Source organism: Halomonas lysinitropha, from assembly GCF_902500215.1.
Lineage (GTDB): Bacteria > Pseudomonadota > Gammaproteobacteria > Pseudomonadales > Halomonadaceae > Halomonas > Halomonas lysinitropha.
In genome coordinates, this window is record NZ_CABVOU010000039.1 from 23,655 (window position 1) to 46,149 (window position 22,495).

The 22,495-nt window shown below is 66.8% G+C and carries 22 protein-coding genes; 18 read left to right on the top strand and 4 right to left on the bottom strand.

Annotated features, from left to right (window positions below; translation table 11 throughout):
• Positions 1–6 precede the first annotated feature (6 nt).
• From mltG to HALO32_RS11750, 8 genes are all read left to right on the top strand, one after another.
• Complete coding sequence (mltG, locus tag HALO32_RS11715) at positions 7–1,011, top strand: endolytic transglycosylase MltG (RefSeq protein WP_151444058.1); 1,005 nt, start codon at positions 7–9, stop codon at positions 1,009–1,011.
• 185 nt (positions 1,012–1,196) lie between these two features.
• Entirely contained in the window at positions 1,197–1,829 is a 633-nt protein-coding gene (gene tmk / locus HALO32_RS11720) for a dTMP kinase (protein ID WP_225810021.1), read from the top strand.
• Entirely contained in the window at positions 1,826–2,821 is a 996-nt protein-coding gene (locus HALO32_RS11725; protein ID WP_151444060.1) for a DNA polymerase III subunit delta', read from the top strand. The genes tmk and HALO32_RS11725 overlap by 4 nt, the downstream gene beginning before the upstream one ends.
• A 29-nt stretch (positions 2,822–2,850) precedes the next feature.
• Positions 2,851–3,186 (top strand): PilZ domain-containing protein, encoded by a 336-nt coding sequence (locus HALO32_RS11730; protein ID WP_151444061.1) that lies wholly within the window; start codon positions 2,851–2,853, stop codon positions 3,184–3,186.
• 49 nt (positions 3,187–3,235) lie between these two features.
• Positions 3,236–4,081, top strand: a complete 846-nt coding sequence (locus HALO32_RS11735) for a TatD family hydrolase (protein ID WP_151444062.1) — start codon at positions 3,236–3,238, stop codon at positions 4,079–4,081.
• A 33-nt stretch (positions 4,082–4,114) separates the two neighbouring features.
• Positions 4,115–4,693 carry a DUF1285 domain-containing protein gene (locus HALO32_RS11740; protein ID WP_151444063.1) on the top strand — a complete coding sequence of 193 codons (579 nt, stop codon included), beginning with the start codon at positions 4,115–4,117 and terminating at the stop codon, positions 4,691–4,693.
• The gene (locus HALO32_RS11745; protein ID WP_151444064.1) at positions 4,684–6,912 is read left to right on the top strand and encodes an ATP-dependent helicase; all 2,229 of its coding nucleotides are present in this window, start codon (positions 4,684–4,686) and stop codon (positions 6,910–6,912) included. Before HALO32_RS11740 ends, HALO32_RS11745 begins: the two co-directional genes overlap by 10 nt.
• Entirely contained in the window at positions 6,909–7,739 is an 831-nt protein-coding gene (locus HALO32_RS11750) for a sulfurtransferase (RefSeq protein ID WP_151444065.1), read from the top strand. Before HALO32_RS11745 ends, HALO32_RS11750 begins: the two co-directional genes overlap by 4 nt.
• A gap of 36 nt (positions 7,740–7,775) precedes the next feature.
• Here the strand turns inward: HALO32_RS11750 and HALO32_RS11755 are convergent, their stop codons facing one another.
• Complete coding sequence (locus HALO32_RS11755; RefSeq protein WP_225810023.1) at positions 7,776–9,425, bottom strand: electron transfer flavoprotein-ubiquinone oxidoreductase; 1,650 nt, start codon at positions 9,423–9,425, stop codon at positions 7,776–7,778.
• Between the two features lie 394 nt (positions 9,426–9,819).
• On the opposite strand from HALO32_RS11755, the gene HALO32_RS11760 reads away from it, so the two are divergent.
• The 8 genes from HALO32_RS11760 (at position 9,820) to HALO32_RS11795 (ending at position 16,392) form a co-directional block, all read left to right on the top strand.
• A complete protein-coding gene (locus HALO32_RS11760) occupies positions 9,820–10,569 on the top strand; it encodes an electron transfer flavoprotein subunit beta/FixA family protein (RefSeq protein ID WP_151444067.1) in 750 nt (249 codons plus the stop codon).
• A gap of 28 nt (positions 10,570–10,597) precedes the next feature.
• Positions 10,598–11,536: an electron transfer flavoprotein subunit alpha/FixB family protein gene (locus HALO32_RS11765; RefSeq protein ID WP_151444068.1), complete on the top strand. Its 939-nt coding sequence runs from the start codon at positions 10,598–10,600 to the stop codon at positions 11,534–11,536.
• A 192-nt stretch (positions 11,537–11,728) separates the two neighbouring features.
• Positions 11,729–12,340 carry a superoxide dismutase gene (locus HALO32_RS11770; RefSeq protein WP_151444069.1) on the top strand — a complete coding sequence of 204 codons (612 nt, stop codon included), beginning with the start codon at positions 11,729–11,731 and terminating at the stop codon, positions 12,338–12,340.
• Positions 12,341–12,489: 149 nt separating this feature from the next.
• Positions 12,490–13,281, top strand: a complete 792-nt coding sequence (locus HALO32_RS11775) for a DUF3450 domain-containing protein (protein ID WP_225809968.1) — start codon at positions 12,490–12,492, stop codon at positions 13,279–13,281.
• Positions 13,278–14,666, top strand: coding sequence for a MotA/TolQ/ExbB proton channel family protein (locus HALO32_RS11780; protein ID WP_225809970.1), 1,389 nt, complete (start codon positions 13,278–13,280; stop codon positions 14,664–14,666). Before HALO32_RS11775 ends, HALO32_RS11780 begins: the two co-directional genes overlap by 4 nt.
• Positions 14,647–15,183 (top strand): MotA/TolQ/ExbB proton channel family protein, encoded by a 537-nt coding sequence (locus HALO32_RS11785; protein WP_151444070.1) that lies wholly within the window; start codon positions 14,647–14,649, stop codon positions 15,181–15,183. The genes HALO32_RS11780 and HALO32_RS11785 overlap by 20 nt, the downstream gene beginning before the upstream one ends.
• Entirely contained in the window at positions 15,176–15,586 is a 411-nt protein-coding gene (locus HALO32_RS11790) for an ExbD/TolR family protein (protein ID WP_151444071.1), read from the top strand. The genes HALO32_RS11785 and HALO32_RS11790 overlap by 8 nt, the downstream gene beginning before the upstream one ends.
• Positions 15,583–16,392, top strand: coding sequence for an energy transducer TonB (locus tag HALO32_RS11795; RefSeq protein ID WP_151444072.1), 810 nt, complete (start codon positions 15,583–15,585; stop codon positions 16,390–16,392). The genes HALO32_RS11790 and HALO32_RS11795 overlap by 4 nt, the downstream gene beginning before the upstream one ends.
• 15 nt (positions 16,393–16,407) lie before the next feature.
• Here the strand turns inward: HALO32_RS11795 and HALO32_RS11800 are convergent, their stop codons facing one another.
• From HALO32_RS11800 to HALO32_RS11810, 3 genes are all read right to left on the bottom strand, one after another.
• A complete protein-coding gene (locus HALO32_RS11800) occupies positions 16,408–17,622 on the bottom strand; it encodes an iron-containing alcohol dehydrogenase (protein ID WP_151444073.1) in 1,215 nt (404 codons plus the stop codon).
• Between the two features lie 98 nt (positions 17,623–17,720).
• On the bottom strand, positions 17,721–18,548 hold the full coding sequence (xthA, locus tag HALO32_RS11805) for an exodeoxyribonuclease III (protein WP_151444074.1): 828 nt from the start codon (positions 18,546–18,548) through the stop codon (positions 17,721–17,723).
• A 2-nt stretch (positions 18,549–18,550) separates the two neighbouring features.
• On the bottom strand, positions 18,551–18,802 hold the full coding sequence (locus HALO32_RS11810; protein ID WP_151444075.1) for a hypothetical protein: 252 nt from the start codon (positions 18,800–18,802) through the stop codon (positions 18,551–18,553).
• A gap of 169 nt (positions 18,803–18,971) precedes the next feature.
• On the opposite strand from HALO32_RS11810, the gene rhlB reads away from it, so the two are divergent.
• Positions 18,972–20,246 carry an ATP-dependent RNA helicase RhlB gene (gene rhlB, locus HALO32_RS11815; RefSeq protein ID WP_151444076.1) on the top strand — a complete coding sequence of 425 codons (1,275 nt, stop codon included), beginning with the start codon at positions 18,972–18,974 and terminating at the stop codon, positions 20,244–20,246.
• A 6-nt stretch (positions 20,247–20,252) separates the two neighbouring features.
• Complete coding sequence (gene dinG / locus HALO32_RS11820; RefSeq protein ID WP_151444077.1) at positions 20,253–22,394, top strand: ATP-dependent DNA helicase DinG; 2,142 nt, start codon at positions 20,253–20,255, stop codon at positions 22,392–22,394.
• Positions 22,395–22,495 lie beyond the last annotated feature (101 nt).

Here is a 22,495-nt window from a genome sequence, read left to right on the forward strand (position 1 = left end):
ACCCAGATGGGGCGTGTACTGAAGATTCTGCTGGTCCTGATCATCCTGGCCGCCCTGGTGGGATTTGCCGGGTATCGCTATTGGCTGTCACGACTCGAGGCGCCCATCGTCCTCGAGGAGTCGGCACTCTACGAAGTGCCCGCTGGTGCCGGCTACCATCGGGTGGTGAGTGAACTGGGCGAACAGGGGATCATTGGCGATGCCTGGGCCTTTCGCCTGCTTGCCCGCCTGGAACCCGAGGCTCTGCCCCGCCTGCGTCCCGGCGAATATCGTCTGGAGCCTGGCATGAGTGGCCGCGAACTGCTGTCTCTGCTGGGCAGCAGCGACGTGGTCAGCTACCCGTTGACCATTCCCGAAGGCTGGACCTTCCGCCAGATGCGCGAATTGCTGGATGCTGCACCGAAGCTGGATCACCTCACCGAGGGCTTCTCCGACGAGGAGGTGATGGCCCGACTCGGTCGTGAGGGACAGCACCCCGAGGGCTGGTTCTTTCCTGATACCTACCGCTATCACAAGGGACTCAGCGACCTGGAGATTCTTCGCCAGGCCCTGGAACGCATGGAGTCCACCCTCGACGAGGTATGGGCAGAACGTGACGACGACCTGCCCCTCGAGACCCCCTACGAGGCGCTGATCATGGCCTCGCTGATCGAGCGCGAGACCGGCGCACCCGAAGAGCGTCCCGAGATCGCCGGCGTCTTCACGCGGCGTCTGGAGCGCGGCATGCGGCTGCAGACCGATCCCACCGTGATCTACGGCATGGGCGAGCGCTATGAGGGCAACATCACTCACGCTGATTTGCGCGAGGCCACACCCTACAACACCTACGTGATCGAGGGCCTGCCCCCCACGCCGATCGCTCTCCCCGGGCGGGCCGCGCTGGAAGCGGCAGTGCAGCCCGAGGAGGGCGAGACACTCTATTTCGTTTCCAAGGGCGACGGCACCCACCACTTCTCGCGTACCCTGCGCGAGCACAACAATGCGGTGAACCGGTATATCCGCAATCGCTGACTGGAGCAGGCATGTGCAATAACGACCCCGACCGGCCAGCGAGGGACGCCGGGTACAGGCCGCAGAGGAGGTCCTTCGCCAGGGAAGGCGTCGGTAGCGTACACGGAGGTATTCACAGCGCCTCCTCGCAGGCCGGTCGCCGGGAAAGTCACGAGCGGAGTGACAATCAAGGAAAGGGACGCTTCATTACCCTGGAAGGCGGGGAGGGGGTGGGCAAGTCCACCAACCTGGCCCTGGTGGTCGACCACCTGCGGGCCCGCGGCCACGAGGTAGTGGCGACCCGCGAGCCCGGCGGAACGCCACGTGCCGAGGCGATACGTCGCCTGCTGCTCGATCCCGATGGCGAGGAGCCTCTCGATCCGGATGCCGAACTGCTGCTGGTCTTCGCCGCCCGGGCCCAGCATCTGGCGAGAGTTGTCCGCCCGGCCCTGGCGCGCGGCGCCTGGGTGGTCTGCGACCGCTTCACCGATGCCACCTATGCCTACCAGGGGGGCGGGCGCGGTATCGAGGCGGCGCGCATCGCCGAGCTCGAGGCCTTCGTCCAGCAGGGGCTCGAGCCCGACCTGACGCTACTGCTGGACATGCCCATGGCCGCGGCCCAACAGCGGCTCGACGGACGTCTCCAGGACCAGGGCGGCGCACGCGACCGCTTCGAGCGGGAGCGCGACGCCTTCTTCGAGGCGGTGCGCCGAGCCTACCTCGTCCGGGCCGAGGCGGCGCCCGACCGTATGGTGGTGATCGATGCCGGTGCCGGCCTGGCCGCGGTCCAGGCGGAACTGCTGGCACGGCTGAACGAGCGACTGGTGGCCTGGTCATGAGCGAGATCGAGGTCCCTCGCCCACTGCCTTGGCTGCAATCGCGATGGCAGGAACTGGTGCGCCTGGCCGAAAGCGGGAGATTGCCCCATGCGCTGTTGATATCGGGGGCTCATGGTATCGGCAAGCAGTCGTTGGCCGAGGCCCTGGTGGCAAGGACTCTCTGCGCCTCTCCGGGCGAGGTCGCCTGCGGCCATTGCCATGCCTGCCACATGCTGGCCTCGGGCTACCATCCGGACCTGCTGCGCGTGGCCCCGGAGGAGGGCAAGCGACAGATCCGCATCGGGCCGATCCGCGAGGTCAACGGTTTCGTCGCCCAGACCGCCCAGCAGGGGGGATATCGCGTGATCGTGATCTCCCCCGCCGAGGCCATGAACGTGTCGGCCTCCAATGCGCTGCTCAAGAGCCTGGAGGAGCCCGGTGGGCGGACGCTGTTCATCCTGCTCGCCGACATTCCCTCGCGTCTGCTGCCCACTATCCGCTCACGCTGCCAGCAATGGCGTCTGGCGGTGCCGGCCGAGAGCGAGTGCCGGGCGTGGCTGGCGGAGCGCCTGGGCGGCGAGGAGGAGGTTCACTTCTGGTTCCGGGCTTCAGGGGGACTGCCGCTACGGGCACTGGAACTCGCCGAACCGGAATCCCGGGCCCTGCGCCAGCAGCTCCTCGATACCTTCGAGGCGCTGGTCAGGGGGGCCGAACCGGTGGCCGAGGCGGCCCGCCTGGAGCGCCAGTCCATCGACGCCATCCTGTGGTACGGTATTGCCTGGCTCGAAGACCTGATTCGCCTGGGACTCTCGGGCGACACCCGTGAGCTGCGCAACCCCGACCTGCTGGTCCTGTATCGACAGGCAGTCAAGAATGCTCGGGTACGCGACTGGTTCCGCCTGCTGGACTATGCCCGTGAGCAGCGTCGTCTTCTGGCCGAAGGAGGCAACCCCAATCCCCAGTTAGTCCTCGAGGCCTGGCTGGTCCGCTGGTCCACGCTGCTGCGCTCTTGACCTGTTGTGCCCTTGACTGAGGAGGCCCCATGGCTGCACAGAAAGCGCTCTCCCTGACGATTCAGGATGTCTCGACCCTGCTGTCGGCCTACATGCCGGTGCTGGAGCGTGGCGGTATCTTCGTGCCCACCCGCGAGCGCTACGAGCTGGGCCAGGAGGTTTTCCTGCTGCTCATGTTACCGGGTGACACCGAACGGGTGCCTGTCACCGGGCAAGTGATCTGGGTTTCGCCCGAGGGCGTAGCCGGGCGACGCGTCCCGGGCATCGGCATCCACTTCAGTGCCGAGGACCAGGCCGTGCGGGATCGCATCGAGACCCTGCTGGCCGGCCAGCTCGACAAGGGCGCCCCGACCTATACGCTCTGATGGCCCGCGTCTCCCCCCCCTCCACCCCTTCACATCGGTTGTTGTCTGAATGTTCGTCGATTCCCACTGCCATCTCGATCGTCTCGACCCCGGCACCCACGGCGGCGACTTGGCCGCTGCCCTCGATGCCGCCCGCGCCCGCGACGTGCGCCAGTTCCTGGCCATCGCCGTGACCCTGGAGGACACGTCGGCCCTGGCCGATATCGCTCGTGACCACGACGACGTGGTGATCTCAGCCGGTGTCCATCCGCTGCACAGCCTGGCCGAGGAGCCCAGCGTCGCGGCGGTCAAGGACGCGGCCGAACGCGTCGGCGCCGTGGCCATCGGTGAATGTGGCCTGGACTACCACTATATCGACAAGGCTCCCGACAGCGTGCCTTCCCGGGAGGTGCAGCGAGAGCGGTTCAGGCGCCAGCTGGTTGCCGCAAGCGAACTCGGGTTGCCGGTGATCGTCCATACCCGCGAGGCGCGGGATGACACCCTGGCACTGATTCGCGAGCACATCGACCCGGCGGTAGGCGGCGTACTGCACTGCTTCACCGAGGACCTGGACATGGCACGAGAAGCGGTACGCCACGGTTTCTTTATCTCGCTGTCCGGCATCGTCACCTTTCGCAACGCAGAATCGCTTCGCGACCTGGCACGACGCCTGCCGCTGGACCGGCTGCTGATCGAGACCGACAGCCCCTACCTGGCGCCGGTACCGCATCGGGGCAAGCCCAATGAGCCGGCCTGGGTGGTCGAGGTGGCCGAGTGCATCGCCGTTGAGCGGGATATCAGTATCGAGGAAGTCGCGGCCCAGACCACGGCCAACTTCTACCGGCTGTTCCGCGCCGCTGCACCCGAAGCGCCGGCGGACGTGCGCGACGCCCTGCGCTCCGCCGGGCTGGTCTAGACTCGAAGGATGCATCCCTCGGAGGGCCGTACCATGCAACTCGACCCACTGCTGGCCCAGATCGAGCCCGATGGCGAGATCCCGCCCGTGGATCGCTGGCATCCCGAACAACAGGGGGTGATGGATCTCACGATCACCGCTGACGGCCGCTGGATCCATGAGGGCACGCCCATTGCCCGTCCCCGGCTGGTGCGCCTGCTCTCGACCATCCTGCGCCGCAACCCCGATGGCGACTACGTGCTGGTGACCCCGGTCGAGAGCCAGCGTATTCGGGTCGAGGATCGCCCCTTCCTGGTGGTGGATGCTGATCGCGAGGAAGACGGCCAGTGGTGGCTGACCACCAATGTCGGCGACCGCCTGGCGCTCGGCGAGGCCCATCGGCTGATGCTCAGCGAGACCCCGGCCGGTGAAACGGTACCGGAGGTACCCGTGCGCTTCGGGCTCTCTGCGCGGCTGGGACGCAACGTCTACTACCGCCTGGTGGAGCAGTCCGAGACGCGTGAGCTTGGAGAAGGCGTCCTCGAGCTGGGCCTGACCAGCGAGGGCATCTGGCAGCCCTTGGGGCGGCTTGATGCGGACTCACGGCGAGATGGCGAGACGCCATGTCGTTGATCCGTCAGCTGACCCCCGAGCAGCGCGCCGTGGTCGCTCACGAACGGGGGCACGCGCGAGTCGCGGCGGTGGCCGGTGCCGGCAAGACGACGACCATGGTCGCCCGAGTGCTGCACCTGCTTGCACAGGGCGTCGCTCCGGCGCGAATTCTGGTGCTGATGTTCAACCGTTCGGCCCGGGAAGACTTCCAGGCCCGCCTGGCCGAGATGGCGCCGGCCGGTCAGGCGCTGCCGGACGTGCGTACCTTCCACTCCCTCGGCCACCGGCTGACCGGCAGCCTGACCCGCTGGGGAGTGCTCGCGCCGCGCCAGCTGCTGACGGCCGACTGGCAGCTCGAGCGACTGCTGCGTCAGGCCACGCTGGCCGCCCTGGGCGAGCTACCCGAGGCGCGCGAGTCAGCCCTCGAGGCAGAACGCCTCGAGGCACTGGCCCACTTCTGCGGCCTGGTGAAGGCCGAGATGGCTTCGCCGGCCGAGCTCCACCGTCAGCTCGACTTCGGCGAGGAGACGGGCCACTTCGTGCCAGCCTTCGAGCATGCCGAACGGCTGCTGGCCGACCAGGGGCTGATGACCTTTGCCGATCTGCTCTATCGTCCGTTGCTGGCCCTGGAGGCGGATGCCGGTCTGCGTGGCCGGGTCCAGGGCTTCCTCGACCACGTGGTCATCGACGAATACCAGGACATCAACACGGCGCAGCAGCGGTTGCTGGCACTGCTCGCCGGACGCGATGCCGAGGTCATGGCGGTAGGCGATGCCAACCAGTGCATCTACGAGTGGCGGGGCGCGCACCCCGACACCATGCTGGAGAATTTCACTGCCACCTTCGGGGAGGCCCGCGACTATCCGCTCTCGACCACCTTCCGGCATGGCCACGCACTGGCCCTCACCGCCAACCATGCCATCGCCGCCAATCGTCGGCGTCCCGACCAGCTCTGCCTGGCGGCCCCGGGAAACCCCGCAACCCGCCTGGCCGTGGGGCAGGGCAGCCAGGGGCTGCTGGTCGAACTCGACAGTTGGCGTCGCGAGTCTCGCGGGCTGGATGAGGCCTGTCTGCTGGTGCGTAGCTGGGCACTGTCGGTCCCCCTGCAGTTGGCGCTTCTCCGCGAGGGCATCCCCTTTCGCCTGGCTCGAGAGGATCGCTTCGTCTTCCGCCTGCCGCTGGTCGAGGCCCTCGCCGGGTACCTACGCCTCGCCGTCGAGCCCCACCGGCTCAAGGATCCGGCGCACCTGGCGATGCTGCTGTCCCAGCCCACTCCCTTCGTGGCCCGGGAGCGAATTCGTGCACTGGCCAACCGGCTGGCCGAGACCCAACGCTGGCCGGAGCGTCACGACCCGCTGCTCGATGGCTTGAAGCCCCATCAACAGCGGACCCTCAAGAAGCGTTGGGCACTGCTTTGCGAACTGCCCCGGCGGTCGTCCTGGCCGCCCGCGCGCCTGCTCGAGCACGTGGTAGAGGCCGTGGAGGCCGAGAAGGTGCTCAAGCGTGCCGCCGCCCGTCGTGACAAGGGCGAGGAAGATGTGCGCCTGCTCGACGTGCTGATCGAGCAGGCCAGTGAACTGGGCAACGACACCGCGGCCTTCATCGAACTGCTCTCCCGGCCGGTGGAGAACTGCGAGGACGGAGTGCTGATCAGCACGGTGCATGGTGCCAAGGGCCTGGAGTGGCCCTTGGTCCTGCTGGCGGGGATCAACGAGGAGGACTTTCCGCATTACACTCGCGACAATCCCCTGACCCCGGAGCGTCTGGAAGAGGAACGGCGGCTCTTCTACGTCGCCATCACCCGGGCGCGGGAGCGACTGGTGCTGCTTCATGACAGCGGTGACCATCGGCCCAGTCGCTTCATCACCGAGGCCGCCTGGGAGGATGGCCAACGGGTGGCCCATCGACTCGACGGGACGCAAGCGGGCGAGGTGTGCGAGGCTGAAAGCCCTCTGGCAGTCGCTGACCCCGACCTCGTGAAGCGATACCTGGCCGCGCTGGGCCAATCGTTACCGGTGGTGGGGCTTCCGGTCGCTCAGGACGAACCCTTCGAGCCTCGCACCGAGGGTTTCCGGGTCGGTCAGGCCCTGCGACATGCCGTATTTGGCGAAGGCCAGATCAGCGTGGTGGAGGGCGACCCGGACAACCCGGTGATCGAGGTGCACTTCCACCAGGCCGGGCGCCGCCGCCTGATCGCCCGCCGGGCCCCTATCGAACTGCTCGAGGATGTCACCTCATGATCTATCCCTTGATCTCGGCTACCGGGCTGGCCGATGCCCTGGAAGGCCCGCGCCCTCCGCGCGTCCTGGATTGTCGTGCCCGCCTGGGTGAGCCTGATGCTGGCCGCCGGCTGTGGTGGGAGGCCCATCTGCCGGGCAGTTACCATCTCGACCTGGACGGCGATCTGGCCGGGCCCCCGGGGCAGGGCGGCCGGCATCCGCTGCCGGCTCAAGCGGCCTTCACGGCGGTGGTCCAGCGACTGGGCATCACGCCGGAACAGCCGGTGGTGGTTTATGACGACATGGGTGGCCAGCTCGCGGCGGCGCGGGCCTGGTGGATGCTCGCCTGCTGGGCGGGTCATCCCGAGGTGCGTGTCCTGGATGGGGGGCTCAAGGCCTGGCTGGCGGCGGGTGGCGAGCTGCAGGAGGACGGCGACCCCGAAGCCTTGCCGCCACCTTCCGACTGGCAACCGGCCTACCCTGACCGAAGCCATATCCCGGTTGAAGAGGTGCTGGCGGACTCCGCGATCAAGATCGATGCCCGATCCAGAGAGCGCTTCCGGGGCGAGTCAGAGCCGATCGACCCGGTCGCCGGCCACATTCCCGATGCCGTATGCCGTCCCAGTGCCGACAATCTCGCTGCTGACGACCACTTCAAGCCTGCCGAGGAACTGGCGAACGAGCTGCCCGAGGGCGAGTCGCCGATCGCCTACTGCGGCTCCGGCGTCACCGCCTGCCACACCATCCTCGCCTATGCGGTGGCCGGACGCCCCCTGCCGAGACTCTACGCCGGCTCCTGGAGCGAGTGGATTCGCGATCCCGACCGGCCGGTGGCCACCGGCGACTGACCCCCGGACTTCGTCCGGGAGCTTGAAGCTTCCAGCTTACATATTCGGATAATTGGGCCCGCCGCCGCCTTCCGGCGCCACCCAGGTGATGTTCTGGGCCGGGTCCTTGATATCACAGGTCTTGCAGTGCACACAGTTCTGGAAATTGATCTGGAACTGCGGCTTGCCGTCGTCCCCCTCGACGACCTCGTAGACCGCGGCCGGACAGTAGCGCTGGGCCGGCTCGTCGAACTCGGGCAGGTTGTCGCGGATCGGTACGTCCGGGTCCGTCAGCTTCAGGTGGCACGGCTGATCCTCCTCGTGGTTGGTGTTCGACAGGAACACTGAGGAGAGCTTGTCGAAGGAGAGCTTGCCATCCGGCTTCGGGTAGTCGATCTTCTCGCACTCCTTGGCCGGCTTGAGCGTCGCATGGTCCGGAGTGGTGTCGTGGAGATTGGGCAGCTTGCCGCCGAGCAGCTGGTTGGCGAAGTTGTAGGCGCCGCCGCCCACGGTACCGTACTTGTGGAGTGCCGGGCCGAAGCTGGCACTCGCCTCAAGCTCGGCATAGGCCCAGCTGGCCTCCCACTTCTCGGTGAAGCCGGTCAGCTCCTTGCCGCCCTCCGCCGCTTCTTCACCACCGTTCAGTGCCTCGAACACGCTCTCCGCGGCCACCAGGCCGGACTTCATGGCGGTGTGCAGGCCCTTGATCTTGGCGAAGTTCAGGGTGCCGGCATCACAGCCGATCAGCAGGCCACCCGGGAAGGTCATCTTCGGCAGGCAGTTCAAGCCCCCCTTGGTGATGGCGCGGGCGCCGTAGGCGACGCGCTTGCCATTGTCCAGATGCGGCTTGATCACCGGGTGGTGCTTCATGCGCTGGAACTCGTCGAACGGCGACAGCCAGGGGTTCTGGTAGGAGAGGTCCATGATCAGGCCGACCACAACCTGCTGGTCCTCGGCGTGGTAGAGGAACCAGCCGCCGTGGGTCTGCTTGTCCAGCGGCCAGCCGGAACCGTGCAGCACCAGACCGGGCTCGTGCTGGTCGGCGGGAATGTCCCAAAGCTCCTTGAGGCCGATGCCATAGTGCTGCGGGTCCTTGCCCGCGTCGAGGCGGTACTCCTGGATCAGGCGCTTGCCCAGATGGCCGCGGGAACCCTCGGCAAACAGGGTGTACTTGGCGCGCAGCTCCATGCCCGGCGTGTAGCTGTCCTTGGGCTGGCCGTCGGCGCTCACGCCCATGTCGCCGATCAGGATGCCCTTGACCACCCCGTCTTCGATGATGGTCTCCTGAGCGGCGAAGCCGGGGAAGATCTCCACGCCCAGCGCCTCGGCCTGCTCGGCCAGCCAGCGGCAGAGGTTGCCGGCACTGATCACATAGCGCGTGTTGCCGCCGCCGGTGTTATGCATGGACGGCGGTACCAGGGCATTGGGCAGCTTCTGACCCTTTTCGGCGTCCTTGAGAAGGTAGACCTCATCGCGGGTCGCGGGCGTGGTCAGCGGGGCGCCGCGCTCCTCCCAGTCGGGAAACAGCTCGGCCAGGGCCCGGGGTTCGAAGACCGCCCCGGAGAGGATATGCGCACCCACCTCGGAGCCTTTCTCCACCACGCACATGGTGAGCTCCTGGTCGGCCTCGTTCGCCTGCTGCATCAGGCGGCAGGCTGCCGAGAGCCCCGCAGGCCCGGCGCCAACGATGACCACATCGACGTCCATGGAATCGCGTTCGACTTGTTCTTCCACCTGCTCTCTCCTTGCTGTCCCGGGGAGACGTTGCCACGGCATGCGACCAACGTCGGAAGGATTTAAAACGGTCGTTTGCTTCTAGCTATACTCCATGATAGGCATAATAGCCGTAAAGGGTCACCCCCTGCGATGATGCGGCGCGTCATTGCCCGGCCCGGCCCCGCGTTGCCGGGGATTGTTGATCAGGTTGTGGCTGTGGCACATTGGAAGTGTTTTTACGGTGCCTGCCTATCAAACGCTTGCATGAAACGTAATAAAGCATGCCAGCCGGTTCCGAAGTAGGCGGATTTTCTCCGGTATCACCACGGGGCAAAGGCCGCTTCACCAACCATCAGGTTCCCAGTGTGAACCAAGCGAGGACACTATGAAGGTACTCGTCGCGGTCAAACGCGTCGTCGACTACAACGTCAAGATCCGGGTCAAGCCGGACAACTCCGATGTCGACCTCACCAACGTCAAGATGGCCATGAACCCCTTCTGCGAGATCGCCGTGGAAGAGGCGGTGCGCCTGAAGGAAAAGGGCGTGGCCACCGAGATCGTCGCCGTCACCGTGGGCCCCAAGGCCGCCCAGGAGCAGCTGCGCACCGCCCTGGCGCTGGGCGCCGACCGTGCCATTCATGTGCAGACCGACGAGCGCGTCGAGTCACTGGGTGCCGCCAAGGCGCTGGCCAAGCTGGTCGAGGAAGAGCAGCCCGGCCTGGTGATCCTGGGCAAGCAGGCCATCGATACCGACAACAACCAGACCGGCCAGATGCTCGCCGCGCTGACCGGCCTGCCCCAGGGCACCTTCGCCTCGGATGTCGCCATCGAGAATGACAAGCTCAAGGTGACCCGCGAGATCGACGGCGGCCTGCAGACCCTCGAGCTCACGCTCCCCGCCATCGTCACCACCGACCTGCGCCTTAACGAGCCGCGCTACGCCAAGCTGCCCGACATCATGAAGGCCAAGAAGAAGCCGATGGACGTCAAGAGCCCCGAGGATCTCGGCGTCGAGGTCGCCTCCAGGGTCAAGCTGCTCAAGGTCGAGCCGCCGGCTGATCGCAAGGGCGGCGTTAAGGTGAGCTCGGTGGACGAGCTGGTCGACAAACTCAAGAACGAAGCCAAAGTTCTTTAACACTAGTGCCTTGAAAGGAGCTGATCTCATGAGCATCCTGGTCCTTGCCGAACATCACGACGGCACCCTGGCCGGCGCCACCGCCCACGTGTTGGCGGCAGCGCAACAGATCGCCAACGAGAGTGGTGGCGCTATCGACGTGCTGGTCGCCGGCGAAGGCGTCGGCGACATCGCCGAGGCCGCCGCCAAGCTCGATGGTGTCAACAAGGTGCGGGTGGCCGACAACGCCGCCTACGCCCACCTGCTCGCCGAGCCCACCGCCGCGCTGATCAGTGAACTGGCCGGCGACTACACCCACCTGCTGGCCGCGGCCTCCACCAACGGCAAGAACGTCATGCCCCGGGTCGCCGCCCTCAAGGACGTGGCGCAGCTCTCCGAGATCATCGCCGTGGAGTCCGCCGACACTTTCGCGCGCCCCATCTACGCCGGCAACGCCATCGCCACCGTCCAGAGCGAGGACGCGCTCAAGGTGATCACCGTGCGCACCACCGGCTTCGACGCGGTCGGTGAGGGCGGTAGCGCCGCCATCGAGGCGGTCGACTTCGTCGCCGACAACGCCCAGTCCACCTTCCTCAAGGAGGAGCTGGCCAAGTCCGACCGTCCCGAGCTGGCCGCGGCCAAGGTGGTGGTCTCCGGTGGGCGCGGCATGGGCAACGGCGAGAACTTCAAGTTGCTCGACGGCATCGCCGACAAGCTCGGCGCGGCCATCGGCGCCTCGCGTGCCGCGGTGGACGCCGGCTTCGTGCCCAACGACATGCAGGTGGGCCAGACCGGCAAGATCGTCGCCCCGGACCTCTACATTGCCGTGGGCATTTCCGGGGCCATCCAGCATCTGGCGGGCATGAAGGACTCCAAGGTGATCGTCGCCATCAACAAGGACGAGGAGGCACCGATCTTCCAGGTGGCGGATTATGGATTAGTCGGCGACCTGTTCGATGTGCTGCCGGAACTGGAAAGCAAACTGTAGGGAAACGGCAGTCTTCCACCTGAGAGTTCGTGGCCGGCTCCATAGGGGTAGGCCTTCGTCTTTCAGGGTGTCAATTAACATTTTCTATACAAGAGATAACTGGAATCATTAGCGACAAGTGCCTTTACCTGCCATCCTTAGGGATGAACTAAGCCCACGGGGCCTACACGACATCAACAAGGAGATTTGATCATGGCGCATACTCTTCCTGATCTTCCCTATGCTTACGATGCCCTGGAACCGCACATCGATGCGTTGACCATGGAAATTCACCATTCCAAGCATCATCAGACCTACGTCAATAACCTCAACGGTGCCCTGGAAGGTACGGGCCTAGAGGATGTGCCGGTCGATGAGCTGCTCGCGAATCTTGATCGTGTGCCCGAAGAAAAGCGTCAGGCGGTGATCAACAACGGTGGTGGGCATTCCAACCACAGCATGTTCTGGCAGATGATGTCTCCCAACGGAGGCGGCACTCCCGAGGGCAAGGTGGCCTCCGCTATCGACAGCGAGCTAGGCGGTTATGAGGCTTTCCAGGACGCCCTGACCAAGGCTGGCCTGGGTCGTTTCGGTAGTGGCTGGGCATGGCTCAGCGTCAAGCCTGATGGCAAGCTGGTCGTAGAGAACACCCTCAATCAGGACAGCCCCATCAGCCACGGTCACACCCCGATCTTGGGTGTCGACGTCTGGGAGCACGCCTATTATCTCAAGTACCAGAACAAGCGTCCGGACTACTTGAAGGCCTTCTTCAACGTGATCAACTGGGAGGACGTCGAGCGTCGTTATCGCAACGCCACGGCTTAAGACCCGGTCCCTGTTCCGCCAGAAAAGCCGCACCCATCGGGTGCGGCTTTTCTGTGTGGTGGCCTCGCGGGCCAACCCGAAAGTATTGATAATCGTTCGTATTAGTGGCATGGTGGCGCCCTGCCCGGGACCAAGATGGAGCGTCATGTGTGAGGATCTTTTGCTTTCAACTGCCAGTCAGCATCGCCCTCGGCCTGATGGCCTCCGGCATGCTCCAGGCACAGGAACCCGTGGTCGAGGAGGCCAGCCTGGCCCAGAGCGTTCGGACCGAATGGCAGCTACGCCTCGATGCGGCCGACGACGAGACCCGCGAGATGCTTGCCGAACTGCGCCGAATAGAGGCCGAGACCCGGCGTCTGGACGCGCGCAGTGATGCCCTGGCGCCACGCCTGGAACGACGGGGTGAGCGCCTGGATCGCCGTGAGGCGGCGCTGGATACCCTGCCCGAGACCCGCGAGAGGTTGCCGGAGATCGAGCGGGCGCTGATTACTCGCCTGCAGGCCTGGGTGACGCGTGATCTGCCATTCCTCAAGGAGGAGCGCCTGGCCCGTGCCGCGGGCTTCGAGGCCGGTTCGGTTGACCCCGATGCGACGGCCGCGGAACGCCTGGATCGCCTTCTCGCCGCCTGGCGAAGGGAGCTTGACTACGGGCGCGAGCTGGACGCCTGGCGCGGTACGCTGGGTGACGGTGACACTCGCCGTCAGGTGGACTTCCTGCGCCTGGGCAGGGTGGGTCTCTATTACCTGACCCCCGATGGTCGCGAGGGGAGCGTGTGGCGCGCCGAGGCCGATCGCTGGGAAGCACTGGACGAAGCCGGACGCGCGGAAGTGCGTCACGGCCTGCGTATCGTCCGGGATCAACGAGCCCCGGAACTGCTGACGCTGCCGATATCCCGGCCCCTCGAGCGGGCAGACAGCGACGACACGGAGGCGAGCTTATGAATCCGCAGCGAATGGGTGTCGGGCGTCGCGTCCTGATCGGCCTGTTTCTGGGTGGCCTGATGGTTGCCGGTCTGCCTGCTCAGTCCCAGGACGACCCCCTGAGCACCCTGCGGGGGGAACGCGAGGCGACCGAAGCCCGAGAGTCGGCTCGGCTGGCCGAACTGGTCGAGGATCGCGATGCCCTGCAGGGGGCCCTCGAGGAGGCTCGTGAGGCCCACGATGAGGCCGAGCAACGCTTCGCGGCTCTTTCGGAACAGCAGCAGGCCCAGCAGGCGCGTCGTGAGAAACTCGACGAACGCCAGGTCGAGCAGGACGCGGACCTGGCGGCGGTGCTGGACACCCTGGCGCGTCACAGCGGTGAACTGCGCGACGAGCTGGCCGAGAGCTGGCTCTCGGTGGGGGGCGCCGATTTGCCGCCTCGCCTGGACGCGGCCGAGGTGCTCAGGCCCGAGCATCTGGAGGTTCTGGGCGATGCGCTGATGGCGCTGACCGCCGAGACCGGCCGGGTGGTCGCCTTCGACGCGCCCGTGGCGGGCAGTGACGGCGAGGTCGCCTCCCGCGAGGTGGTGCGCCTGGGCGACCTCGCCGCCTTCAGCGAGGGCCAGTTGCTGGAGCGCGGTGCCGAGGAGGGCATGCTTGCCACGGTGGCGCATACGCCGAGTGACGTGAGCGGACTGCTCGCCGACTTCCAGGCCGGGGAGGGCAATCGTCTGGCCCTGGACCCCACTCGCGGCCAGGTCATCGAGGCCCTGGCCCAACGGCCGAGCCTCATGGAGCGTTTCCACCAGGGCGGCATCGTGGGCTACGTGGTGGTGGGGCTGGGGGCCATCGGTCTGCTGGTGGCGCTGCTGCAGTATGCCTATCTGCTCAAGGTGAGCGTGGCGACCCGTCGCCAGTTGCGCGACCTCAGTCGGCTGCATGACGACAACCCCCTGGGCCGAGTGCTGCTGCGCTTTCGGGGTCTCGCCGACGACCCGGTGCCCGAGGCCCTGGAGGCACGCCTCGACGAGGCGGTGCTCGCCGAGCTACCGCGACTGGAACGCGGCCAGCCGCTGGTCAAACTGCTTGCCGCCGTGGCCCCGCTGCTGGGACTTCTGGGCACCGTTACCGGCATGATCGTCACGTTTCAGGCGATTACCGTGTTCGGCACCGGTGACCCCCAGCTGATGGCCGGCGGCATCAGCCAGGCCTTGGTCACCACCGTGCTGGGCCTGATCACCGCGGTGCCGCTGCTGTTCGTGCATACCGCCCTGGCGGGGCGCAGCCGCCACCTGGCCGGAGTGATGGAGGGCCAGGCTAGTGCGGCCCTGGCCAGGCAACTGGAGCATCGCCAGTCCAGCCCGACAGCCTCCGGGAGCGAGCGCCGTGCTACCGCTCTGGCTTGAGCCCCTGGCGCGCCTGGTCGATGCCGGTGGGATCATCCTGGTGGGCATCGCCGGGGTGGCGGCGTTGCTCTTCAGCTTGGCCCTGGAGCGGGTGCTGTTCTTCCGCATCACGTACCGCCATGCCCGCCGCGCCCTGATCGCGTGCTGGACGGCGCGCTCCGACCACCTCAGCTGGAGCGCCTTGACCCTGCGCGAGGCCTGGACCCGTGAGCTCATTGCTAGACTGCGGCGCCCGCTGCCCTGGCTGAAGCTGCTGGTGGGTCTCTGTCCGCTGCTGGGCCTGCTGGGCACCGTCACCGGCATGATCGCCGTGTTCGACAGCCTGGCGCTGAGCGATACGGGCCAGGCACGGGCCATGGCCGACGGCGTGGCGCGCGCCACGCTGCCGACCCTGGCCGGGATGGCGGTAGCGGTGGTGGGCCTGCTGTTCACCAGCCGGCTGGAACAGATCATTCGGCGCGAGGACCAGCGGCTGCACGACCGCCTGGCCCGCGCCGTGGAGAAATCTCATGCGTAGACGCCGCAGCCTGGGCACCGAAGGAGGCGACGCCGGCGAGGTCAATCTGACCCCGATGCTGGACGTGGTCTTCATCATGCTGATCTTCTTCATCGTCACCACCAGCTTCATCAAGGAGAGCGGGGTGGAGATCGAGCGGCCCGAATCCAGCGCTGCCAGCCCCCAGCCCGATGCTCAGCTGATGGTGGCCATTGCCCCGGAGGGGACCGTCTGGGTGGATGGCCGGCCCGTGGATGTCCACCGCGTCGGCGAGGAAGTCGCCGCTCTGGTCAGCGGCGACGGTGGCGTGGTGATCCAGGCCGACCGCACCGCCACCACGGGGCTCTTGATCGAGGTGATGGATCGAATCCGCGAGGCTGGCATTGAAGACATGGCGGTAGCCGCTACCCGGAGCGGTCCATGATGCGTTCCCTGCTCGCGGTGCTGGGCGGTGGCACCATGGCGCTGGGACTCTTCTGGCTGCTGGCGTTGCTGGTCGCGCCGCCGCAACAGACGATCGAGCGGCCGGACGTCTCTGTGCCGCTGAAGCTGGCCTCGATGGAGGAGGTCGCTGAACCGGCCGCGACGGATGCCCCGACTGCCAAGGAGGACACGCCGCCCGCCACGGTCGCTGCAAGAGATACCTTGCCCGAACCTCTCGAGGCCATTCCCTTGCCCGAGCAAGAGCCACGGCCCGAGCCGGATCGGGAAGCCGAGCGCGACACTCGACCGGAGCCCGACCCCGAGCCGGAACCTGAACCAAGCCCGGCACCCGAACCAAGTCCGACATCTGAGCCGACCCCGGAGCCGGTTCCAGACCCGGTCTCCCAGTCCGAGTCGGCACCCTCGGCGTCTTCCGAAGGGGAGGCCGTTGCCGAGGCAAAGGACAAGCCCAGCGATGCGTCGGCGCAGGATGCCGCCGTCGAGCCGACCGGCCAGAAGAGTGAAGCCCGTGACGTGCCCGTGGAAGTGGGCGAGGCCGTCCCGGTCAGCCGAGTGCCACCGAGCTATCCGCGGCGCGCCCTGCGACGAGGCCTGGAGGGCCATGTGGAACTGGAGTTCCTGATCCAGCCGGATGGTCGCGTCGACCCCTCGAGCATTCGGGTGCTGGAGGCCCGGCCGCGCCGGGTTTTCGAAAAGGCCGCCACCGCGGCGGTGGCCGAATGGCGCTTCGAGGCGGATGGCCGACTGCGCCGGGCGCGACAGCGTCTGGAGTTCCAGCTGAGGTGATGCTGTGATGCGCTGTCAGAGACGGCTGGCAAGCAGGGCGGTCAGCGCCTCGTCGCCGAGCACCAGCGGGTTGGTCTTCATGCTGCCACCCCGCGAGCCGTCCACCACGCGAGCCAGGTCGTCGCCGGTCATGCCGAATTCGCCCAGTCGCGGCATCGCCAGTCGGCGGTTCCATTCCCTTAGCGTCACCACCAGGGCGTCGCAGGCATCGCCCTCGCTCAGGTCGGGTGCCTCGCCTATAAGGCGGCCGACGCGGGCATATTTGGCCAGGGCGTCCGAGGCTTCCTCGCCTTCGCGCAGCGCCGCGATGTTCACGGCGGTGGCCTCGGCCAGCAGGGTGCCGCACACCACGCCGTGGGGGATCGGGAAGAGGGCGCCCAGCGGCGATGCCAGTCCGTGTACCGATCCCAGGCCTGCCTGCGCCAGAGTGATGCCGGACATCAGCGAGGCATAGGCGAGTCCCGGATAGCCCTCGACGGGCGCGCGCGGCCCACCCTCCAGCGCCTTCCAGAAGCTCCGGTAGAAGGCCTCCATGCCGGACCAGGCCAAAGCATCGGTGGGCGGGCTGGCGTTGAGGGAGACATAGGATTCCAGCAGCTGGGTGAAGGCATCCATGCCGTTGGCCGACAACTGGTCCGACGGACAGCCGGCCAGCAAGTCCGGGTCGACCAGGGCGACCCGGGCCACCAGTTGGTCATCCCGGAACGACTTCTTGAAGCCGTTCGGTCCCTGTTCGCTGAGAACCGCGTTACGGGTGGCTTCGCTGCCCGTACCCGCGGTGGTGGGGACAGCCAGCAGTGGCACGCTGGGGCCAGGGTAGGGTTGGCCCTGGCCAACCCCCTCGAGATGATCCATGACCGACGTGCCGCTGCGCAGCAGGCCGGCCACGGCCTTGCCGGCATCCAGGGCGCTGCCGCCGCCGATGGCCACCACGGCCTCGACCCCCGCCCCGCGCTGCGAGGCCACGATCTCATCGACGAGGCGAGGCGAGGGCTCGCCCGCTACGCTGACATGCACCCAGCTCACCCCCTGCTCGGCCAGCGCCGACTGCAGGGCCGGCCAGTGAGGGGAGTCGACGAAGGAGCGGCGGCCGGTGACCAGCAGGATGCGACGGCCGTATCGAGCGATCAGCGCCGGCAGGTGTTGCATTCCCTGTCGACCGAAGTGGATGTCCGGAAGCGGCGACAGGCGGAAGGCGCCGAGCCGATCGAGGTAGGGCGTTGCCTTCATGTTGATGATCCCTGGGTTGGCGAGCAGGCCACCCACTATAGGGGCTCGCCCGGGCCGGGCCGATCGTCACCCTGTCGTCGTTCTTGAGCAGTTTCGGTTCAGAGGTCGAGTTCGGTCCACACTGGCGCGTGGTCGGACGGCTTTTCCATGCCACGCAGGTCGTAGTCGATGCCGGCGTCCGCTACCCTCTCGGCCAGTGGGGCGGTGACCAGGATGTGGTCGATGCGCAGGCCGCGTCGCGGGTCGCGCTCGAAGCCACGGGAGCGATAATCGAACCAGCTGAAGCGGTCAACCGTACTCGGGTAGCGTACCCGGTAGCTGTCGGTGAGGCCCCAGCCCTTGATGCCGGCGAGCCATTCGCGCTCCACCGGCTGGAAGCTGGTCTTGCCCTCGCGCAGCCAACGCTTGCGGTTGGCCTCGCCGATGCCGATGTCGCTGTCCTCGGGCGAGATGTTGAAGTCGCCCATCACCGCCAGGCGCTCATCGGGGCGATGCTGCGTCTCCAGCAGGTGCTGGAGCTGGGCATAGAAGGCGCGCTTGTGAGGAAACTTCACCGGGTGCTCGACGTTCTCGCCCTGGGGGAAGTAGCCGTTCCATATCGTGATGGGATCGCCACCGTTCGGGCGAAGGCGCACGCCTATCATGCGCCGTTGGGTCTCCTCGCCATCATCGGGAAAGCCGTGATAAGTCGCTTCCGGATCGCCACACTGGTCCGTGTCGATCATGAGCGCCACGCCGTAGTGGCCCTTCTGGCCATGGTAGAAGACGCGATACCCCAGGGCCTCTACCGCCGCGACGGGAAACTCGCTGTCCTGGACCTTGGTTTCCTGCAGGCCGATCACCGCCGGGCGATGGGTCTCGACCAGGGTGCTGAGCTGATGAAGGCGCGCGCGGATACCGTTGATGTTGAAGGAGACCAGGCGCATCGTCAGTCGTCCTGCCGTTGCGGGGTATCGTGATCCGCTGTCTCGGAATGAATGGCGATCGGCTGCCCCGACTCCTGGCGGGCCTGTTTGCGGGCCGCCTGCAGTTTGCGCTGCTGGCGTTTCTTCTGGGAGAAGCGGGTCGTCGAGGTCACCTGATCGGGATTCTCGTGACGCCACTTCTTGAAATCCTTGCGCTTGCCGGTGCGGATCTGCACCTTGTCGGCCAGCGAACGAGTCTTCTTTTGGCGTGTCATGATGCCACTCCTTGCATGAATGAGGACCATTCTACCAGTCGCGGCGGGCCTGCCGACAGCGACTGGCCGTTGGCAGGCGTCAGGGGCGCGCCCTCGTCGCCCGAGACTGGTACAATGCCGATTTGCGCCATGTATCCCATCCACCGATACGGACAAGACAGCACAGCCTATGAGCGAGTCGGAACAGACCACAGCACCGGCCCAGAACCGCAAGCCCAAGCGCCGTCGGCGCAAGCCGCGGCGTCGTCAGTCGAACTGGGATCTGCGCCAGTTTCAGGTTCCCGTCGTGGCGGGCAAGTGGCGCTTCCATGACTTCGACTTGCCGCTGCCATTGATGCGGGCCATTCATGCCCTGGGCTTCGAATACTGCACGCCCATCCAGGCCGAGGCCCTGGCCCAGACCCTGCTGGGCGGTGACGTGGTGGGCAAGGCCCAGACCGGCACCGGCAAGACCGCTGCCTTTCTGATCTCGATCCTGGCCTATTTCCTCGAGGAGGAGGCACCCAACGCCCAGAAGCCGGGCGCTCCGCGAGCGCTGATCGTGGCTCCGACCCGCGAGCTGGCGCTGCAGATCGAGAAGGATGCCAAGGCCCTGGCACGCTTCACGGATCTCAAGGTCGCCAGCGTGGTGGGTGGCATGGATTACCAGAAACAGCGTGATGCACTGGGCGGCAGGCTCGACATCCTGGTGGCCACGCCGGGACGACTGCTGGACTTCCACGAGAAGCGCGACGTCGACCTCACCCAGGTGGAAGTCCTGGTGCTTGACGAGGCGGACCGCATGCTCTCCATGGGCTTCATCCCCGACGTCAAGCGCATCATTCGCCATACGCCGAACAAGGAGCAGCGGCAAACCTTCCTGTTCTCGGCCACCTTCAGCCAGGACATTCTCAACCTGGCCAGCCAGTGGACCCATGAGCCGGCCCACGTCGACATCGAGGTCACTGTCGATAATGCGGCCGACATCGACCAGCGTGTCTACCTGGTCGGCGATGAGGACAAGCAGCGCCTGCTGGTCAATCTTCTCAAGCAGGAGAGCTTCGACCGGGTGATGGTGTTCGGCAACCGCCGCGACCTCGTGCGCAAGCTCGATGATCTGCTCGGCAAGGCCGGTATCAATGCCGCCATGCTCTCAGGCGATGTGCCCCAGAACCAGCGTATCGAGACCCTCGAGAAGTTCCGCGAGGGCCAGATCCAGGTCCTGGTGGCCACCGACGTTGCGGGACGCGGCATTCACATCGAGGATGTCAGCCACGTGATCAACTACACCCTGCCAGAAGATCCGGAGGACTACGTGCACCGCATCGGGCGCACCGGTCGCGCTGGCGCCAAGGGCGTGTCGATCAGTTTCGTGGGCGAGGAAGACGCCTTCTCGCTGCCCGAGATCGAGAATTACATCAACGACAAGCTGCCCTGCGAGCATCCGCCGGAAGGCCTGCTCTGACGGCCCATGCTTGACGAGGCGCTGAAGGCCGAGATCCAGGACGCCTATCGTCGGGTGCTCGAGAGCCTAGAACTCACGCCGCGCTATGGCCAGCGACTGATGATCGCCGAGATCGCCCGCACCCTGGCGGGCATCGAGACGGATGACGAGGGTCGGCGCACCAGTGACGAGCACGTCTGTGTACTCGAAGCTGGCACGGGCACCGGCAAGACCCTGGCCTATCTACTGGCCGCGCTGCCGGTGGCCAAGGCCCGCGGCAAGCGGCTGGTCATCGCCACTGCCACCGTAGCCCTGCAAGAGCAAGTGCTGCATCAGGATCTACCCTCGCTCAAGGCCCATAGCGGGCTAGAGTTCGACTATGCCCTGGCCAAGGGGCGTGGGCGCTATGTCTGCGTGGCGCGTCTCGACCAGGCGCTGGACGGCGGGGAGGAGAACGCCACCCTGTCGCTGTTCGAGCAGTCCCTGGCCAGCGGCGGCGATGACTTCCAGGCCCTGGTCAAGGAACTGGGTGAGGCTTACGGCAACGGCCGCTGGGAGGGCGACCGCGACAGCTGGCCCGAGGCCATCGAGGATAGCCACTGGCGCCGCCTCACCGTGGACCACCGCCAGTGCACCAACCGCCGCTGCGGCCACTTCGGGGCCTGTGCCTTCTTTCGTGCTCGCCGCCATCTCGACAGCGCCGATGTCATCGTTGCCAACCATGACCTGGTACTGGCCGACCTGGCCCTCGGGGGTGGTGTGGTGCTGCCGGCGCCTGGCGACTGTATCCACGTCTTCGACGAGGGGCATCACCTGCCCGACAAGGCCCTTCAGCACTTCACGTATCGCTTTGCCGTGGGCGGTGCGCTGCGCTGGCTGAAGACCCTGAAGAGTTCGCTCAACGAGCTCAACCAGGCGCTCGCCGTCCAGCCGACCCTGGCGCGGCTGCTGGCAGGGCTTCCGGAGGCGATCAACGCCCTGGAGCCCCGACTCGGTGAGGCTTTTGCCCTCGGACACCAGCTGGCGGGCCGCCCCCAGGGGCTGGCCGACGGCGAGGAGAGCCGGCATCACCGCCTCGAGATGGGGCGGGCCCCCGAGGCACTGCGCGAGCAGGCCGGCGGGCTGCTAGTGGTCTTCGCGGAACTCTCCCGCACCCTGGAGAGCATGGCCGACATCCTGCGCGAGAGCCTCGACCCGGACAAGCACACCGGCCTGCCGCGGGAGCAGGCCGACGCCTGGCTACCGCTGGTGGCGCTGCTTCACGGGCGTGCCCTTGAGGCTCATGCGCTGTGGCTGGCTTTCGCCGAGACGGACCCCGAAGGCGAGCCGCCCCGTGCGCGCTGGCTGACCCTGGAACGCTTCCATGGCGAGCCCGAGTTGACCTTCTCGGCGAGCCCTGTCTCGGCGGCCCACACCCTGGCGAAGAGCCTCTGGGGCACTACCTTCGGCGCGGTGGTAACCTCAGCGACGCTGACGGCTCTGGGACGTTTCGAGCGGCTGCAGGAGCGGGCGGGGCTGGCCAACCGCTATCGCTATCAGCGCCTCCCGAGCCCCTTCGATTATTCTCAGGCGGTGCTCAGCGTGCCCCGGGAGGCGGTTGATCCCGCCGACCGTGAGGGGCATGAGCGGGCCATCGTCGACTTCGTGGAAGCGCTCGGTGACCAGGAGGCGGTGCTGATGCTGTTCTCGTCGCGGGCCCAGCTGCGCGGCGTCGAGAAGTCGCTTTCCAGGGCCCGGCGTGAGCGAGTGCTGGCCCAGGATCGTCTGCCCAAGCGCGAGTTGATCAGCCGCCATCGGGCGCGAGTGGACGCGGGGGAGGGCAGCATCATCTTCGGTCTGGCCAGTTTCGCCGAAGGGATCGACCTGCCCGGCGACTACCTCACCCATGTGGTGATCACCCGGCTGCCCTTTTCGGTGCCGGACGATCCGGTGGGGGCGACGCTGGCCGAATGGATCGAGAGCCAGGGGGGGAATCCTTTCATGCGCATCAGTGTGCCCGATGCCTCGATCAAGCTGGTGCAGGCCTGTGGCCGGCTGATCCGCAAGGAAGCCGATCACGGTCGCATCACCCTGCTGGATCGCCGGGTGCTGACCCGACGCTATGGCCGGGCCCTGCTCGACGCCTTGCCGCCTTTCGTGCGCGAGATCGACGGGGTGCGCGACCTCTGAGGCGCAGAGGCGAGGCATGAAGGCGGAAGGGCAAGGCGCCGAGCCGGCTGGCGGTGTCTTCCGCCACAAACGGGCCCGCCGTATGGCGGGCCCGTGGCATT

Coding starts and splice junctions, on each gene's coding strand:
- HALO32_RS11745 (WP_151444064.1), top strand. CDS start 4,684: ATGTCGTTGATCCGTCAGCTGACCCCCGAGCAGCGCGCCGTGGTCGCT.
- HALO32_RS11755 (WP_225810023.1), bottom strand. CDS start 9,425: ATGGACGTCGATGTGGTCATCGTTGGCGCCGGGCCTGCGGGGCTCTCG.
- HALO32_RS11725 (WP_151444060.1), top strand. CDS start 1,826: ATGAGCGAGATCGAGGTCCCTCGCCCACTGCCTTGGCTGCAATCGCGA.
- xthA (WP_151444074.1), bottom strand. CDS start 18,548: ATGCGCCTGGTCTCCTTCAACATCAACGGTATCCGCGCGCGCCTTCAT.
- dinG (WP_151444077.1), top strand. CDS start 20,253: ATGCTTGACGAGGCGCTGAAGGCCGAGATCCAGGACGCCTATCGTCGG.
- HALO32_RS11750 (WP_151444065.1), top strand. CDS start 6,909: ATGATCTATCCCTTGATCTCGGCTACCGGGCTGGCCGATGCCCTGGAA.
- HALO32_RS11780 (WP_225809970.1), top strand. CDS start 13,278: ATGAATCCGCAGCGAATGGGTGTCGGGCGTCGCGTCCTGATCGGCCTG.
- HALO32_RS11770 (WP_151444069.1), top strand. CDS start 11,729: ATGGCGCATACTCTTCCTGATCTTCCCTATGCTTACGATGCCCTGGAA.
- HALO32_RS11790 (WP_151444071.1), top strand. CDS start 15,176: ATGCGTAGACGCCGCAGCCTGGGCACCGAAGGAGGCGACGCCGGCGAG.
- HALO32_RS11730 (WP_151444061.1), top strand. CDS start 2,851: ATGGCTGCACAGAAAGCGCTCTCCCTGACGATTCAGGATGTCTCGACC.
- HALO32_RS11735 (WP_151444062.1), top strand. CDS start 3,236: ATGTTCGTCGATTCCCACTGCCATCTCGATCGTCTCGACCCCGGCACC.
- HALO32_RS11810 (WP_151444075.1), bottom strand. CDS start 18,802: ATGACACGCCAAAAGAAGACTCGTTCGCTGGCCGACAAGGTGCAGATC.
- HALO32_RS11800 (WP_151444073.1), bottom strand. CDS start 17,622: ATGAAGGCAACGCCCTACCTCGATCGGCTCGGCGCCTTCCGCCTGTCG.
- HALO32_RS11795 (WP_151444072.1), top strand. CDS start 15,583: ATGATGCGTTCCCTGCTCGCGGTGCTGGGCGGTGGCACCATGGCGCTG.
- HALO32_RS11765 (WP_151444068.1), top strand. CDS start 10,598: ATGAGCATCCTGGTCCTTGCCGAACATCACGACGGCACCCTGGCCGGC.
- HALO32_RS11740 (WP_151444063.1), top strand. CDS start 4,115: ATGCAACTCGACCCACTGCTGGCCCAGATCGAGCCCGATGGCGAGATC.
- rhlB (WP_151444076.1), top strand. CDS start 18,972: ATGAGCGAGTCGGAACAGACCACAGCACCGGCCCAGAACCGCAAGCCC.
- HALO32_RS11760 (WP_151444067.1), top strand. CDS start 9,820: ATGAAGGTACTCGTCGCGGTCAAACGCGTCGTCGACTACAACGTCAAG.
- mltG (WP_151444058.1), top strand. CDS start 7: ATGGGGCGTGTACTGAAGATTCTGCTGGTCCTGATCATCCTGGCCGCC.